The organism is Mycolicibacterium wolinskyi, from assembly GCF_002101965.1.
GTDB lineage: Bacteria > Actinomycetota > Actinomycetes > Mycobacteriales > Mycobacteriaceae > Mycobacterium > Mycobacterium wolinskyi.
The window spans coordinates 404,115-419,795 of sequence record NZ_LQQA01000033.1; the positions used below are offsets into that span (position 1 = coordinate 404,115).

A 15,681-nucleotide genomic window follows, 5' to 3' on the forward strand; every position below is an offset into this window, starting at 1 on the left:
CACTCCTATGGTTTCGGATCGACGATGATGGTTCGGTTGGTGAACGACGGTGTTGCGCTGACAGCGCGGTACTCGACCTTGAATGTGGTGGTTCCGGGATTCAGGTCGGTCAGATGGAATCTGCGCGAAGTCGTATATCCCTTGGAGAACACAGAGTTGTCGTCCGACGGTGCCATGGTGTTTGCTCCAGATACACGGAATCCCATGCGCCCTGTGGCTCCGGTATCTCCTACGTTCGCCGAGAGGTCAATCAAGACTTCGCCGCTCTCGGGAACGTTGAGCGTGACCGAGGGGCCGGGGGTGAGCAGATCACCGTATGTGGTGGTGCTGCGGGCCTCGGCGACGTTGATCGTGTCCGACGTGATGCGCGACGGCGTGCCGCTGTCGAGGAATATGAACTGCGAGATCGATCCCGGCAGCACGGAGTCCGATGTGCCCCACCCGCCGTGCCGGTAATCCGCACCTTTCAGCGACGAGTGCGCGGCGTCGACGTAGGAGTCGATCGGGGTGCCGTTGACGGCCACGGTGAATGTGTAGTCGTCGTCGGAAACCAGCGAGAATGCGTTGAACGGGATGGCCTCGGTGATGGTGTTCGTTTTCCAGTCCGCGCGCGAGCCTGCGCTCATCCGACCGATGTTGTAGCTGGTGGTGCCCGAGCCTGATTCGAGCATGAGGAACACGAAGCTGGTGAACGCCGCATTTGCCCGGATGACGAGCATGTTGCCCTTGTTGATGCTGGGGCCGCCGGGCACGCGGCTCCAGGTGGCCGCCGCGGTCATCTCGTCGGTGAAGGCGGCCCCGGTGTTCAGCTTCAGCAGTCTGACTGCGGTGGTGGAGAACAGGCCCATGTCGGTGAATTCGAGGGGCATCGCCGGGCGGGCCACGAGGGATATGCGCCCTGGCGCGCCGGCCCCGCCCGCACCACCGAACCCGGTGCCACCGTTGCCGCCACTGCCTACAGACCCGGTGATAGTGGGGCTTGTTGGCGACACGCTGCCGGTGTTACTGCCGCCGGGCAGGCCGCCCTGGCGGCCGAAGCCGACTGCGGCCGCCCCGCCACCGGCAGGAGCGTTACCGGGCTGCCCGTTGGTGTTCTGGTCGGCGCTGCCGGGATAGACGACGTCCAGGTAATTGATGGCCGGCGCGCCGTCGCCAGCGGAATCTGAGGTGATGCTGCCCGTGCCGCCGGGGGCGGTATGAGTGACGCCGTTGATGGTGAGGGTGGACTGTTGGCCGTTCTGGCCGTCGGTCGCCCCCACACCTGCGCCGTCGGCACCGCCGCCACCGCCGCGCATGACACGGTCGATGAAGTCGGTACCGAGCGTGAACCACGACGGCAGCGAATAGGTGAATCCTCCGGCGGTGCTGTAGGTGGTGGTTTCTGGCGTCCGGAAACTGACCAGCTCGGAGAACCCTTCACCGCTGTCAATGATGGCCTGCAGGGCGGTGATCGCCTGCCCCTGCGCATTAATGGTGCTGGCGACGGTTTCCAGCGCGGCAGCCGCTTCTTCTTCAGATGCGCGCGCCGCGCTATGACCACCAAGGTGATTGAAGATTTTCGTCGGCAACCGCGACAGAAAGTCCTCGAACAGGTTGGCTGCTTGGCCGACCACACCTGGGGTGTTGTTCAGTGCGTTGATTCCCGCGTCGATGATGCCCTGAAGATCGGGGATGTCGATGCGGTCAAGCGTGGGCAGCCGCGGCTTGCCGATGATGCCGGACGTGATGTTGTCGGCGTTCAAAGGTGATTCGCCGGTCAGCAGGTCGAGCAACCAGTTGTCCAGGTCGGTCGGCGTCGCGTTGACGATGCCGGTCAAGGCATCCCGAACCGCTTGCTGTGCGTCATCGACTGCGTCATTCAGAGCGTCGAGTAGCCCGGTGATCTTCTCTTGAGCAATCTGGCCGATGTCCTCGAGGTTGACCAGCTTGCCCGCGTCGATATACGACTCACCTGTCAGCAGCGACAGTAGCCAGTCGTCCAAATCCGTTGGGGTGGAATTGACAATGCCAGTTAGCCTGTCTCTCAACGCTTGCACCGCAGCCGCGGCAAGTTCAGGAATCGACTCAGCCCACTGCTGCAGGGATTCGAGAAAATCGTTCTCGTTGTTCCCCGACCAAGGCAGTTCGACGCCGGTGAACCGCTTGACCAGCACCCACAGGATGGCGATCGGCTGAGGCATTCCCGCCGGCAAACCAGCGAACAACCCGGCAAGTACCTCGTTGAACGGAGCTTCAGCCTTGCCGTAAAGCTCAGCCTCCCAATCCTCTTCGTTCTTTGCCGCCAACTCGGCAAGCGAATCCCAGTTGAACGCGGACTCGGGAAACAGGCCATCAGGTTGCGTCATTAGTGTCCTCTTCGTCTTGCATCTGTGCGTGCAGGACCCAGTCGCTTGCCGCTTGCCGTAGGTTGTCGTCGCCGATCGCCAGCCGCAGTGACCCGCCGAGCAGGCCCACGGTGGCGTCGAAGAGTTCGGGGAAGCGTTCCTCTTGGATGGCTTCGCCGTAGATGCCCATGGCTCGCGGTAGGTCCTGGTCGAGGTGGGCGAGGATGAGCCTGCCGCAGCGGGCTTTGTCGATGGGTTTGACGGTCACTTACGGCCTTCCGGAATGGCGCATCATCTGCAAGGTCTGCTGATCCTTGTTCTCTTGCGCAAGCTTTTTCACGTCGGTGGTGGTGACGTTGTGGTTGTGCACGCTGTAGTCGTTGCTGATACCGCCCGACGCTGGATCGAACTCGCCCCCAGGACCAGATGCTGGACCGCCGGGCACCTGCGGGCTCGGAAGCGGCGGAATACTGCTTGCGACGTCCATCAGGCCTGTGGGCATGAACGCGGTCGGGTCGGTGGAGATCCATCGGGGCGCGCCGAACGGGGTGGCTTGTTCAATCAGCGCGTCAGTCCAAATGCCCGCCAGGTCGGCGACATATTGCACCCCGCGTTTAGCGGCTTGGGTGCCCATGCTGATGCCGAACTGGGCGGCGCCACCCGCCGCCCCACCAGCACCAGGGGCGATCGCATTCACACCCATCGACGCAGCGGAAGAAGCCATCGACGCGGCTTGATCGATCACACCGTTGATGGCCTGGGCGCCCATGTCATAGATGCCGGACAAGAAACTGTTGCCGGACTGGCCTGAATGTCCAGCCGCAGCGGGAATCAGCCCCTCTTTACGTCCCGGGACGGGTCCGCCTGCGATCTGCTGCCGCCAACCAGCCATGTCGACGTTGGCCGTTGAGGGCGGCAGCGGCGGCATAAGCGGACCACTTGGAGCGCTAGACCCACCAGGAGCCTGCGGGGCATGGGGTTTCGGCGCCGCGGGTGGCATGAACGATGACTGTGGGGTGCTGGTCGTAATGTTGGGGGTCAGCCCCTTTGTGATGACCTCCCATGCGCCGAGACCTTGCGGCTTAGTATCACCATGGCCTGTGAACGCGGTGCGGTTGGCGATCTCGATTTGCTGTTCACGAGTCGCCAGGTGGGGCATCGCCGCGAATTCCTGGCCGCCGTAGGCATTCCAGGTCTCGGGGGAGAACTGCAGCCCACCGTAATGACCATTTTGCCCGGTGTCGGCGTTGGACCAGTTGCCGCTTGACTCGTATTTGGCGACCTCATCCCACAACGACGGACCTACCGGGCCGGGAGCCGCATTGGTGCCCTGGTGAACGGTGCCACCAGGCCCCGTGGACCCGCTGACCGTGAACCCACCCCCACCGCCGTTGGGCCAGTTGATCACGAAAACCGGGATTACTCCGCCAGTGGACGGCATTGCCGACTGTCCGGGGCCTGGCACAGTGCCGGGAATCCCGCCAAGGGCTTGGTCGGCGAGGCGCGCGTGAATGTGGTCGAAGTGGTTGCCGCCGGTCATGGTCTGCCACAGGCTTCCCCGCATATCGAACAGGCCGGTGGTCTTCATCCACTCCCATATGCGGTCACCCAGCGCCTTGCCTGATGGGTTCGCACCGCCCGCGGTCGTACCGCCGGGGATCATAATGTCGAGAGCGCGGCCGCTCGGATGATCCGGGTGCGGATCCTTCCGATACCCGCCGATGGTCGTGATCTCGGGGAAGTACTGACCAATCAGATCATTGACAGCGGCGGCCCCCGGAGTGAGGCCCGCATCGGGGAACTTGGTGCCCGGAGGTATAGCGGCACCGGGAGTTCCGGGGGCGGGCCGCGGACGGGAACCACGCCTTTCGCGCGCCTGGTCCCCCGTCGGCCACTGATCAGGTCCAGCGGTCTGGAAGCCTGGCGCTCCAGGAAAGAGCTGATCCGGCGGCGTTTCAGGGTATGCCCACGGAATCTGGGTGCCGGGAATGTTCCCATGCTTGTCCGGGCCGGTGGGCGGAGTTTTGCCGCTCTTCTGATCCTCGTAAGCCCGCTCCAATGCCTTGCGGGCGTCCTTGGGATTAATCCCCGGGATCTGGGTCTTGCCGGACTCGATGTCGGCGACCATCTGCTCAAACAGAAGAGATCCCGGCTCAGGGATCTGCCCGAGATCGCCGCGGCCGACGCCGAACCGCTCCGTGGTCTCCTTATCCTTCTGCTCCTGCGGGATGCTCGGATCAGCTTGGCGACGAACATATTCGTCGTCTTCCTTGATCTTGGTGTGCAGCTCGTTGGCCATCCCCAGCAGTGCACCCAACCCGAGAGCGATGGGTCCGCCAACCCTCACCAGACTCGAGATCTTGGTCAGGTTGCCAAGTACTCCACCCTTGCCTCCACCACCCATACCGAGCATGTTGGCGACATCGCCGATGACGCCAAGCACCTGTGCGCCCTTCCAGAGGGCGAACGCGCCAGCAACAGCCTCAATGCCTCCGGGCATGTCGCTAATGGCTTTAGCGACAGGAAGAATCACGTTGTTGAGCAGGTCGCGACAGACCTCCACGATGTCCATGAACAGACCGGGCAGGCCCTCCAGGATCGGCCTCCACTCGTTGAGGGTCGCCTTACCCTGCTGCAGGAAGTCACGGATCTGCTGCTGGCCCTCAGTCGAGTTCAGGAATGTGGCCCACCGGTCGGTGACGTCGCGCAGCCAGCCGAGGAAGTTTCCATCCGCAGCGCTGGTGAACGCACCCACCATCTTCGCGATATTCAGGGCGATACCGCCCAAATCGCCGACCGCGGTCAGGCCCTCATCAATCCAACGCTTCAGATCACCATTCTCCGAAGCCCTGGTGATAAACGCGTCAAACCTCGTCAGGACACTACCGAGAGCATCAGCGATGCGCGGCAAGAAATCCGACCCAGTACCAGTGAGAGTGCCGATCACGTTCACTAACGGGTCAATGGCCGGCTGCAGCCTAGCCATCGCCTCATCAGTGTTGCCGAAAATCCGGTCGACCAAGCTCATGTTCTCGTCGGTGCCAAGAACATTCAGCATCTCGTGGATCATCGCGTTCCAGCGACCCGCGATCTTCTGGGTGCCAGCATTCACATGCGGAAGCGCCTTCGCGAACAGGCCTTCCAGGCCGTCCGGGACACCTTCCAACATGGTTTGAGAGATGTTGTTACGCAGGTCAATGACCTGGTCGTAAATCCCGGTCAGGGAGTTGACCAGCGCCTGCCCGTTGGGTGAAAGTTCACCCAACAGGTCGTTGGCTTTCTGCTGGGCCGTACTGGTCTTGTTGGTGTTCTCAGCGACCTGCGCTAAAGCATCGGCAACCTGCTGATTGGATTGGATGATCGCCTCATTCGCGGCGACAACCTGATCGGACCCCTCGATTCCCTTGGCCTGAGCGACCGCATAATCCTCTTGGGTGCGAATGTTGTTCTGGGTGACCTCGGCTTCACGCTGAACAGCCTGCTCATAGTCAATGACAGCCTGCCGGCGGTCCGCATAGTTGCCGCTGTTGAGGTTCTCCCACGCCACCTGAACATCAAGCGCGGCCTGCTTGGCGTCGATAGCGCCGCCACGCATCTGGGTTTGCAGGTCCTCCAAGTTGCGGCGAGCACTCCGGTAGGCGTCAGACAGATTGCCGGTCGCCCGCTCCTGCTCCACAAGAGCGTTCCGCAAGTTGTTTTGCGCGGATTGCGCAGACCGCGCCGCCGCGGCTGAATTGGTTTGCCCAGAAGCCATTTCCTTGTTGGCAGCCACAACAGCCTCAAAGGCATCCCCAATACCCGACAGGCCGCCGAGCAGGGTGCCGAAGCTGGCTCCGATGCCAGCCAGGATGCCGGGCAGGGCGATCCCGGCTTGCGCGACCTTCTGCATCGCGGCAGCAACCTCGGTGAGGCCGTACACCATCGACGGGATAGACCCGATCAGCCCCACGCCTAGGCCTACACGGAAAATGTCGGAGCGGGCGACATTTTCGAGCCCTCGGGTCAGAATGCCGAGTTGTCGTCCAGCATCGCCAATATCAACGTTGGCCCTCAGGTTGACCGTCTGCCCGCGGCGACGAGTTAGACGGTCGAGCGTGGTTTCGGCGCCCCGCGTGTCGACATCGACACCCACATTGACGGTACGATCACGAGTCGTTTTGGTGATCTTGGCTTCAGCTTCAGAGGTGTCGGCATCAACATCAACTTCGATGCCGTCCTTAAACTTCCGCTTGAGTCGGCGTTCAGCCTCATCGCCCGCGCGTTCAGCGTTGCGGACAATATCGTCCATCGCGTTGGAGAAGGTGACACGAACGTCAATGTAAGCCGCGGCCAATCTAGTTGCCATACAACACATCTCCGGATCGGGCAGCCAATTTGATCATAACGCACACACCTAGCCGACATCCGGCTCTGACTTACGAAACCGCGCGGCATCGAAAGCGACCACCTTGCTGCCGCCGTCCGCCGCATCCGGCTTCTTCTTGAGCGCTCGTAGCCGAACGATTTCCGCCTTCGCTCGCTCCAGCTGTGAGTTCAGGTTCGCTCGGAGCTGCGGCATGTCCTCGAACGTCTCAGCCAAAAGCCGATACCGAATCTCAGCCTCCGCCAACTCATCGTTGGCATCCATCGCCTCATTCAGCTTCGTGGACTTAGCCATCAGCCAACCTCCAAAACCGCCGGTCGGCCCCCCAGGGGGGAGGGGTAGGGGTAGGCACACACACAGCCGCGTATGCGGCCGAGGGGCGAGACGAGGGCTGGTCGGGGGACCCCGCCCTGGGTGTTGTTCGGGTGCGGCGGTGGCGCAGGTAAACCTCTAGGCGTTTCAGCAGTGTTGTTGCCATCGTGAAGGTCCTTGCCCACGGAATGCCCGTGTATCGGTGGGTTTGACGCCGGTCCGCCGCAAGCCATTAGGACAGCCCGAGGCGTTGGGCCATGACGTCGCCGAGTGAGGGGACGCCTTGTGGTGTGCCGTGCTTGTGCTGCTGTGTGTTTGGAAAGCCTGCCGAGAACGGGAGGGCCAATGCTGGCGGCATGTATCTGGCGACGTTGGCTAATCCGTTGTTGGAGTAGCGGGCGAGCGCGGCGAGGTCTTCTAGGTCGTCGCGCGTGGTTGCGTTGCGGCTGAGAAAGTCGTCTTTGATCGAGGACCATCCTCGAACGAGCGCTTTCTCCAAGACTGCCGTCGCAAGGATGTTGTCGCCGCTGCGCAGCGCCGATTGGTAGAGCTGCTCGGCTTCGTCGCTGTCTTCGAGTTCGCGGGCGCGGGCTTGTGCGTCGCGGAACGATACGACCTTCGCGGGGTCGCTGCTGGCGGAGGGTGAGAGCCCGAACACGCGTCGTTCCAGCTTCTCCTTGGTGGATTTGACGGCGGCTTTTTCGCGGGCGTGCAGCGCGCTCATCTGTTCGGTGAGTTGGTGGTGGAGGGGTTCGAGGCGTTCCCGCTTGCCGACGGGTGTGAGGTTCGGGTCGTCGGCGACTTCGGCGTGGACTCGGGAGAACTCTTCGGCGAGTTGTCCGGCTTCGTCGCGATAGCTTTCAACTTCGGCTTGCAGAGCTTCGAGACTCATATCATCCTCTCCTTCAGGCGATTAGAGCGATGCTGTTGGGGTTGACGAGCCAGCGGGCTCCTACGAACTCGGCGTGGAGTCGGCCGGTTGTGCACCACTTGCGGACGCACCGGTCGGTGACGTTCAGCGCTTGGGCTGCTTCTTTGGTGCTCATCCACATATCCGAGTGTGTCGTGTTCTGTTGCCTTGCAGTGGTATTCGTTCCGCAGTCGGAACGGAGCGCTGATAGGTGGAGTGCTGCGAACGCGACGTAGGCGTCGGGGTCTGTGTCGCGCAGCTTGATTCGGCGGTCGGCCGTCATACCGGCTTGCTCGTTGAGCCAGCGAGCGATGCGGGGCGGGATGATGGCGGATCCGTCGCTGGTGATGCGCTGGGCGATCCGCACTTCCAGCGACGGGGCCGGGTGTCGAGGTTGTGTCACCGCGGCTCACCGTCCTGCTTGGCAAGCGTGCTTGCCATTCTGGCAATGGCGTGTGTCCAGCGAATGCGGCTGGTGCTGCCAGCCGTGGAGCGGGCACTCACTGTGGCAGAACGGATTGCGGTCACTGACGGTGCAGTTTTCCGACAGTAGGAAAACTGACTGCCGGTCTTTCGAGTGGTTCATGCTGAGGTCCTCTTAGGTGGGCCAGCAGAATTGCACATGGTTCTGAACCTGGACTGCGGGGTGAAGGTCCTCATCACGGACTAACGCGAGAAACTCGAATAGGCAGTCATCGGCCCCGAGGTCGTCGGCTGGCGTGAGGCGCGCACCGGATAGGACTCTTGCGCGGTCGTCGGTCGTGAAGTCGTAGACCTTTACGTAGACCTCTCCACTGGGCAGGTCGCCGTGGGCCCTGACGTAGTAGTGGGCGTATAGGTCGCTCACGCTGTCTCCTTGGGAGTTTGCTGCGTTGGGTATCCGTTGGGGGCGGGGGTGAAATATCGGATGTGGCGATCGAGTCCGCCGTCTCGTTTGGAGATTCGACCGTCGTGGACGACGTGCAGTGGTTTCGGTGGTTCGTCTCGGTCGTGCTGGGCGACTGGTTCGGGTGCCCCGTCGCAGTCGTCGCAGAGGGGACTGGTAGCGGCGGCCGGGAGTGATACGAAGCAGCGTTCGCAGGTGGTTGGTCGGGGTGGTTTCACGGTTTCCTTAGTGGCGGTGGAGTTCCTGGCGATTAGCTGGCACTCGGCGCAAAGCCCGGCGGAGATTGACTTGGGGGTGGTGAGCTCGGTCTGGCAGGTCGCACATTGAGGTGCTGCGGTCGCAGTGGGGTCACCAGTTGGGCCAGACATTGTGTGTTGGCCCGACTGTGAATCAGGGCCAGTTGGGCCAACCTGTTTGTGCTGGTCGTCGCCAGTTGGGCCAGTTGGGCCACGCTCTTGCGAGACAGGGGTGTCCCGACTGGCGTTGGCCCGACTGGGAAGGCTCCAAATGGTGATTCGCGGGAAGCCTTCGGACTTGTCGGTCACACCCAATGCCTTCTTTGCTCGCTTCAGGGTGCGGTCGCTGATCTTTTCCTTGGCCGCTGCGGTCTTGACGTCTTTGGACGGCGTCGCGCCGTTCTCGGTGAGGTAGTCCTCCAGCCAGTGTTCGGCCGCGGTCCTCTCCCCGGCGTCGTCATCTTGCTCAGCCGCCCGGTTGATCACATCGGCGACCGAGGTATCGGAGGTACCAAGTTCGATGACGCGGGCGACGTCAGCGGGACCATCGTCGGTGGCAACAGTGACGTTCTGTAGCTGGAAGGCGAAGGACTCGTCACCGGGCGGGGCGTAGTTGCCCTTGTCCTGGGTCACTACTACTCGGTCACCGTCAGTGGCGAACAGGAACACCGATCGGACTGCGTCACGGAAAGCGTGCGATCCGCTCATCTTGTCCGAGGCGTTGCCGCCCCCCTTGCCGAAGTGACGAACGAACATCATCACCACACCGGTTTCGCCAGCCACCCGCGCCAGCGCGTCGACAGCGGCTCGCACGTCGCCCTCACGGTTGAGGTCACCAGACATGGTGGAAGCGATCGGGTCGATGAGCACCGCGACGGCGCCGCTGTCGACGACCTGCTTGCAGAACGCGTCAGTGTCCAGCGGTAGTCGCGGCGTGACCTCTTGAGTTTGACCGTTAACCGTGGAGGTGATGGACAGCCGGCCCACCATGTCTAGGTTGGCCCTGGCTGCGATCAGACGGGGAACGAGAACGGTGTCCCAAGCATCCTCGCCGGACCAGATCAACGTCCGCTGTGGAGTGCCCTGGTAGTGGCCGGGAAGCTCACCGCGAGACAGTCGGGCGTACAGGTCAATCACATAGGTGGTCTTGCCGGTGCCGCCTCGGCCTGACCACGCCGACGCGGTGCCGAGCGGTATCCGATTGTCCCACAACCACACTTGCTTCTTTGGGCGGATAGACGATGCCCATTCGATACTGGCCGATCTGCCGTATTCGTCTGTCACGATGCCTTCCTGGGAATGTATGGGCCGTGGCCGGATTGGATGCGCTGTGCAAGTGCTGACCAGTCGGCGCTGGCGGCGATCTTTTTGCCGGCGTCGGCAAGATGTTCTTGTACGACTTCGTGGTTGAGTGCTTCGCGGACACCGCCGAGGACGAGCGCCATGAGCTTGCGGGCGTCGGTGTCGGGCATGCCGCACCACTGTGGCGTTCCGGGCAGGGGCAGATGGTTGAGGACGACACCGTGGCTGGTAGCCAGTCGTTCGGCGTATTGGTAGACCTCGAACCACGAGACCTGACGCGACAGGGTATTCGTCTGATCGAGAACATCGTGTGACGGTGTTCTGGTTGCGGGAGTGCCCGCCCCCGACGGGGAGCGGGCCTCCACGTTCTTCTTCGGATCTGTCACTACTGCGCCTCGCGGGCCGGGATGACGACGTGCTCGTTGCAGGATCGACAGCAGTCGCCCCCCGCCACCACGGGGTCAGCGTTGTGAGCGCCGATCGGCCACTCCGCGAGTAATTCCAGGCAGATACAACAAGTCCGTGGTGCGGAGAGGATGTCGGTGACGTTCATCGGGTGGCGTCCTTGACCTTGGTGACGTTGCCCGAATAGGCGTTCTCGATAGCGTCGATCAGACCGTTGACAGCGGCTAGGTCGAACCGCTTTGGATAGCCACTCATGTCTTCGGCCAGGTCCGTTGTGAAGCGTATGACAATGTCCGACAGCACTTTTCGACGTTGTCTCAGCAACTCCAGGTGCCAGACCCGAAGGCAGTCGACACAGTCGGCCTCCCGCCACGACAGACCGGTTTCGTCTTCGTACTCGTGGTCCCGGAAGCGGGGTTTGGTCTGGTGACTTCCGGACAACTGCACTAGATGGCGAGAGTCGTCATCTTCGGAAGGTTTTTCCGGTGATGGGTCGCGGTGCTGCGGGATCTTTCGGCCACACAGTGTGGTCTCCGGGTCGCTGTTCCACCAGAGGTGGTGCAGGAAGGGGTTGTGCGGCTGGCCTTCATTGTATTTTCGGCGTACTTCGGTGAGCTGCTCGGTGGTGGTGAACTGGGTGTGAGAGGTGCCGGTGGCAACGCGCTGCATCATCTCGGCGTGATCGCGGAAGGCATCACCCGGCGGGCGGATGAGGGCGTGTGTGGTGATGCGACCGCATCCCTCGCATTTGAGGTCGCCGGTTTCGCGGTGCCAGTCGCGGTCGATGGGTCCGGCGAGCCAGTAGTTTTCGGGGCGATAGTTGCGGGGCCGCTGGCAGGTTCGCAGTGTCCCGCAGGTGCAGCACAATGCCTGGAGCTGATTGCTCATCGGTTCACCACCTCTGCGGTGTCGAGCTGGTCGGCGATCTTGTCCACGAGGACGGCGGCGGCTCGCAGGTGGCCGATGGCCCGGACAATGTCGACGTGGAGCCAGAGTGATGAGTTGGCGGGCAGGGCGTGCATTGCTCGGCTTAGGTCACCTCGCGCGAGATCGGCCAGGTTGGTTGCCCGATCGAGCTGGAGCGCGAGATCCGTGGGTAGCGATTGGTCGGTGGGTTGGCCTACAGTGGGCATTGGATCAGTCCTCTCGTGATGGTGTAGGTGCGGATTCGTTCAGAACGCCCCTGGTGGCCGCCGGGGGCGTTCTCATGTCCGGGGTCCGGTCGTCATCGACCAGGCCCAGGTCTTCAAGGTGGTCGCGGGCTTGTTGGCTCACGTGGGGCCGGGGAGGTCGATACTCCTTGTCGGTGTCCCAACTACCACCGGATCGGTTTCGGGCCACTAGGCCCGGCGGCGGCATCTACGCGACCTCCGGACTGCCGCCGCGCCTAGTGGCTCGCTCCTGTTCAGCCAGCCAGCGCTCAATCTCGCTGCGCCGGTACACGACTCGACCGCGCTGACCTAGCGTGAAGGACTCTGGCCCCTCATTGTTGTGGCGCCAGTAGCGCATCGTTCCCGGCTGAAACACCGGGTACTGCTCGCACACCTGCTTCGTGGTGAGCAGCTCGTCTCCTGCCATCGATTACTCCAATCCGGTTTGTTCTGTAAGACGATATTAGATTAACACCGGATCGGATTGCGTCAATACATCGAAACGGATTACCGTTGGTTCGTGTCGGAGGACGAAGAACGGTTCGCAAGCAACCTGAGGTCGATACGTGAAGAGGCCGGGTTGACCCAGGCCGCCTTGGCCAAGGAGATGACGCGATCGGGATTTCGCTGGCATCAGGCGACCGTGTACAAGGTCGAGAACGGTGAGCGCCAGATACAACTGGGTGAGGCGAGGTGCATTGCAGCAATCTTCGGTATGTCGCTCGACGACATGCTGAAGTCCCCACAGGAAGCGAAGTTTCGGCGGCAACTGGACTATGACATCAATAGATTCCAAAACGCTCATGACCGGATAGCGGAGGCGGTTTGCAGCTTCGAAACTGCACGCCAAACGCTCGCATTGTCAGTCGAAGATGCCCGTTCGATCGCGGCAGCAAATCCCGAAATCAGCGACAGGATCAGGGTCGCGGAAGACCTGTTGAGGATCACTCCACGAGCCGCATTTGACACTGGGGTGGCTGCCTCCAGCGACCCAGAAGTTGTGGTGGAGGACTATGCGCATGGTCGTAGCGCGTTTATTCGCAAGGCATTCCGAGAACGCTACGGTCTCGTAAAGGAACGCCCCATTCCATCGGAGGCGGAAGCAATCGCCAGGCTGGAGAACATGTCAGATGACCCAGACGCGTAATCGCCGCGCTGGCGTAGAGGATCGCTGGACGAAGAGGATCCGTGATGCGGCGGGTAATCCTCAGACGGTCCCGAGTGCCGTCTATGGCAAGGGAAAGCGCTGGCGTGCAAGGTATGTCGACGATCGTGGAGCCGAGCACGCGAAGGGGTTCGCTCGGAAAGTCGATGCGCAGCAGTGGCTGGATAGTCAGACGTCATCGCTCGTCACCGGGACCCACGTTGCGCCGCGTGACGCGCAAATGACCGTAGCCCAGTGGTGCGACACGTGGATCGAGGGTTACAAGGTGAACCGCGATTCCACTGTGCGCCAAGCCCGTACGCATATCAAGCAGATCGATGCCGAGTTCGGCGGCATGCAACTGTCCGCGGTGCGGCCGTCGCTCGTGAAGGCGTGGGTTGCCCGACTGCAGGACGAGCACGAGCCGAGCTATGTGCACGCGCTGCACTCGCGGCTGTCGCAGATCATGGGTGACGCGGTGCACGATGGCGTGCTGGGGCGCAATCCGTGCTCGCGGCGGACGTCGCCGCCGATGGGCAAGCAGAAGCCGTACGTGGCGACGACGGAGCAGATATGGGCGATCTATGAGGCGGTGCCCGATCATCTGCGGGTCGCGGTGCTCCTGGGCGCGTTCGTTGGGCTGCGTGTGGCAGAGGCGGCCGCATTGAGGGTTTCGGACGTGGATTTCATCAGGGGAGTGGTGCACCCGGTGCAACAGTGGCCGGATAAGCCCCTGAAGACCGACGGGTCTGATCAGTCGATCCCGATACCGCAGGATCTCGCGCTGCTGCTGTCCAAGTCGGTCGCAACGTATGGCGGCGAGTACATGGTGACGAACGGGCCAGGGCGACGCTGCGGGCCGTGGATCATCGACCGAGCTATCCGCGATGTGCGGGGGAGCGTTGAGGGCCTACCGGACACGTTCACGTTCCACGACTGCCGGCACTACCTCGCGTCGCTGCTGATCGCCTCCGGGGCCGACATCAAGACGGTGCAGGCACGTATGCGGCATGCGTCGGCCAGGACCACGTTGGACACCTACGGGCACTTGTGGCCAGACGCAGACGAGTCCACCCGCTCGGCAATCGGTTTGGTGATCGCGGAGCGGATGGACTCGGCTAAATCTACTGCGGACGGACTGCGGACGGATTGACGTCAGCGGGACCGTCGATGCAGGTCAGCGAGTATTGCTCGCCTACACATCGTAGTAGAGCGAGAACTCGTACGGGTGAGGCCGGATCTGGATCGGCATGATCTCGTTCTCCCGCTTGTAGGAGATCCACGTCTCGATCAGGTCCTCGGTGAACACGCCACCCTCGGTGAGGTACTCGTGGTCCTCTTCGAGCTTGTCGATGACCGCGGCGAGCGAGGTGGGCGCCTGCGGGATGCTGGCGGCCTCGTCCGGCGGCAGTTCGTAGAGGTCCTTGTCGACCGGGGTCAGCGGCTCGATCTTCTTCTTGATGCCGTCGAGCCCGGCCATGAGCATGGCCGCGAACGCCAGGTACGGGTTGCCCGAGCTGTCGGGGCAGCGGAACTCGAGGCGCTTGGCCTTCGGGTTGTTGCCGGTGATCGGGATACGGACACAGGCCGAGCGGTTGCGCTGGCTGTACACCAGGTTGATCGGGGCCTCGTAGCCCGGCACCAGGCGCTTGTAGGAGTTCACCGTCGGGTTGGTGAACGCCAGCAGCGACGGCGCGTGGTGCAGGATGCCGCCGATGTAGTGGCGTGCGGTGTCCGACAGACCGGCGTAGCCCGACTCGTCGTGGAACAGCGGCTGGCCGTCCTTCCACAGCGACTGGTGGGCGTGCATGCCCGAACCGTTGTCACCGAACAGCGGCTTGGGCATGAACGTGACGGTCTTGCCGGCCTGCCATGCGGTGTTCTTGATGATGTACTTGAACAGCAGCACATCGTCGGCCGCGTGAAGCAGCGTGTTGAACTTGTAGTTGATTTCGGCCTGGCCCGCGGTGCCGACCTCATGGTGGCCGCGCTCGAGCGTGAAGCCCGCGTTGATCAGGTTGGTGGCCATCTGGTCGCGCAGGTCGACGTAGTGGTCGTAGGGCGCGACGGGGAAGTAGCCACCCTTCGGGCGGACCTTGTAACCGCGGTTGGCGCTGCCGTCGGCCTCGAAGGGCTCGCCGGTGTTCCACCAGCCCGACTCGGAGTCGACCTCGTAGAAGGTGCCGTTGATCTTCGAGTCGAAGCTGACCGAGTCGAAGATGTAGAACTCGGCCTCGGCGCCGAAGTAGGCGGTGTCGGCGATGCCGGTGCTGGCCAGGTAGTTCTCCGCCTTGCGAGCCACGTTGCGGGGGTCGCGGGAGTACGCCTCACGGGTGAACGGATCGTGCACGAAGAAGTTCAGGTTGAGGGTCTTGGCGGCCCGGAACGGGTCGATACGGGCGGTGTCGGCGTCGGGCAGCAGCATCATGTCGGATTCGTGGATCGACTGGAAGCCGCGCACCGAGGAGCCGTCGAACGCGAGCCCGTCCTCGAAGACGCTCTCGTCGAACGCGGTCGCCGGGATCGAGAAGTGCTGGACGACGCCAGGCAGATCGCAGAAGCGAATGTCGACGTACTCGACGTTTTCGTCCTTGATCAGCTTGAAGATGTCGTCGGACGTCTTTTCTGCCACTGAGTGTTCTCCTTTA

Annotated in this window: 15 protein-coding genes; 2 read left to right on the forward strand and 13 right to left on the reverse strand. The window is 62.5% G+C overall.

Translation table 11 applies throughout. The features are described 5' to 3' along the window. Window positions 1–5: 5 nt before the first annotated feature. From AWC31_RS32125 to AWC31_RS32175, 12 genes are all read right to left on the reverse strand, one after another. Window positions 6–2,345 carry a hypothetical protein gene (locus AWC31_RS32125; RefSeq protein ID WP_085149145.1) on the reverse strand — a complete coding sequence of 780 codons (2,340 nt, stop codon included), beginning with the start codon at window positions 2,343–2,345 and terminating at the stop codon, window positions 6–8. Then, a complete protein-coding gene (locus tag AWC31_RS32130) occupies window positions 2,332–2,592 on the reverse strand; it encodes a hypothetical protein (RefSeq protein ID WP_085149148.1) in 261 nt (86 codons plus the stop codon). Before AWC31_RS32130 ends, AWC31_RS32125 begins: the two co-directional genes overlap by 14 nt. Then, window positions 2,593–6,669, reverse strand: a complete 4,077-nt coding sequence (locus AWC31_RS38190) for a transglycosylase family protein (RefSeq protein ID WP_272937914.1) — start codon at window positions 6,667–6,669, stop codon at window positions 2,593–2,595. Between the two features lie 48 nt (window positions 6,670–6,717). Next, window positions 6,718–6,981 carry a hypothetical protein gene (locus AWC31_RS32140; RefSeq protein WP_085149151.1) on the reverse strand — a complete coding sequence of 88 codons (264 nt, stop codon included), beginning with the start codon at window positions 6,979–6,981 and terminating at the stop codon, window positions 6,718–6,720. 250 nt (window positions 6,982–7,231) lie between these two features. Then, window positions 7,232–7,891 (reverse strand): hypothetical protein, encoded by a 660-nt coding sequence (locus AWC31_RS32145; protein ID WP_207626463.1) that lies wholly within the window; start codon window positions 7,889–7,891, stop codon window positions 7,232–7,234. Between the two features lie 13 nt (window positions 7,892–7,904). After that, window positions 7,905–8,312 carry a helix-turn-helix domain-containing protein gene (locus AWC31_RS32150; RefSeq protein WP_133060236.1) on the reverse strand — a complete coding sequence of 136 codons (408 nt, stop codon included), beginning with the start codon at window positions 8,310–8,312 and terminating at the stop codon, window positions 7,905–7,907. Window positions 8,313–8,507: 195 nt separating this feature from the next. Then, the gene (locus AWC31_RS32155; protein WP_085149157.1) at window positions 8,508–8,756 is read right to left on the reverse strand and encodes a hypothetical protein; all 249 of its coding nucleotides are present in this window, start codon (window positions 8,754–8,756) and stop codon (window positions 8,508–8,510) included. Further along, on the reverse strand, window positions 8,753–10,315 hold the full coding sequence (locus AWC31_RS32160; protein ID WP_165766093.1) for an AAA family ATPase: 1,563 nt from the start codon (window positions 10,313–10,315) through the stop codon (window positions 8,753–8,755). The genes AWC31_RS32155 and AWC31_RS32160 overlap by 4 nt, the downstream gene beginning before the upstream one ends. Continuing rightward, entirely contained in the window at window positions 10,312–10,719 is a 408-nt protein-coding gene (locus AWC31_RS32165; protein ID WP_165766094.1) for a DUF2742 domain-containing protein, read from the reverse strand. Before AWC31_RS32165 ends, AWC31_RS32160 begins: the two co-directional genes overlap by 4 nt. 163 nt (window positions 10,720–10,882) lie before the next feature. Further along, window positions 10,883–11,626 carry a hypothetical protein gene (locus AWC31_RS32170; protein WP_085149165.1) on the reverse strand — a complete coding sequence of 248 codons (744 nt, stop codon included), beginning with the start codon at window positions 11,624–11,626 and terminating at the stop codon, window positions 10,883–10,885. Next, a complete protein-coding gene (locus AWC31_RS37230; RefSeq protein WP_133060237.1) occupies window positions 11,623–11,871 on the reverse strand; it encodes a hypothetical protein in 249 nt (82 codons plus the stop codon). Before AWC31_RS37230 ends, AWC31_RS32170 begins: the two co-directional genes overlap by 4 nt. A gap of 226 nt (window positions 11,872–12,097) precedes the next feature. Further along, on the reverse strand, window positions 12,098–12,316 hold the full coding sequence (locus tag AWC31_RS32175; RefSeq protein ID WP_085149168.1) for a helix-turn-helix transcriptional regulator: 219 nt from the start codon (window positions 12,314–12,316) through the stop codon (window positions 12,098–12,100). 93 nt (window positions 12,317–12,409) lie between these two features. Between AWC31_RS32175 and AWC31_RS32180 the strand changes: the two genes are divergently transcribed. Both AWC31_RS32180 and AWC31_RS32185 read left to right on the forward strand, forming a co-directional pair. Then, a complete protein-coding gene (locus AWC31_RS32180; protein WP_165766095.1) occupies window positions 12,410–13,036 on the forward strand; it encodes a helix-turn-helix domain-containing protein in 627 nt (208 codons plus the stop codon). A 238-nt stretch (window positions 13,037–13,274) separates the two neighbouring features. Further along, a complete protein-coding gene (locus AWC31_RS32185) occupies window positions 13,275–14,186 on the forward strand; it encodes a tyrosine-type recombinase/integrase (RefSeq protein ID WP_234817065.1) in 912 nt (303 codons plus the stop codon). A 42-nt stretch (window positions 14,187–14,228) separates the two neighbouring features. Here AWC31_RS32185 and glnA read toward each other — a convergent pair whose 3' ends face one another. Then, window positions 14,229–15,665, reverse strand: coding sequence for a type I glutamate--ammonia ligase (gene glnA / locus AWC31_RS32190; protein ID WP_067855332.1), 1,437 nt, complete (start codon window positions 15,663–15,665; stop codon window positions 14,229–14,231). Window positions 15,666–15,681 lie beyond the last annotated feature (16 nt).

What these genes read in the sequence shown, in the direction of transcription:
- AWC31_RS37230 (WP_133060237.1), bottom strand. Translation starts at nt 11,871, where the DNA reads ATGCCCACTGTAGGCCAACCCACCGACCAATCGCTACCCACGGATCTC.
- AWC31_RS32145 (WP_207626463.1), bottom strand. Translation starts at nt 7,891, where the DNA reads ATGAGTCTCGAAGCTCTGCAAGCCGAAGTTGAAAGCTATCGCGACGAA.
- AWC31_RS32175 (WP_085149168.1), bottom strand. Translation starts at nt 12,316, where the DNA reads ATGGCAGGAGACGAGCTGCTCACCACGAAGCAGGTGTGCGAGCAGTAC.
- AWC31_RS32170 (WP_085149165.1), bottom strand. Translation starts at nt 11,626, where the DNA reads ATGAGCAATCAGCTCCAGGCATTGTGCTGCACCTGCGGGACACTGCGA.
- AWC31_RS38190 (WP_272937914.1), bottom strand. Translation starts at nt 6,669, where the DNA reads ATGGCAACTAGATTGGCCGCGGCTTACATTGACGTTCGTGTCACCTTC.
- AWC31_RS32185 (WP_234817065.1), top strand. Translation starts at nt 13,275, where the DNA reads ATGACCGTAGCCCAGTGGTGCGACACGTGGATCGAGGGTTACAAGGTG.
- AWC31_RS32140 (WP_085149151.1), bottom strand. Translation starts at nt 6,981, where the DNA reads ATGGCTAAGTCCACGAAGCTGAATGAGGCGATGGATGCCAACGATGAG.
- AWC31_RS32125 (WP_085149145.1), bottom strand. Translation starts at nt 2,345, where the DNA reads ATGACGCAACCTGATGGCCTGTTTCCCGAGTCCGCGTTCAACTGGGAT.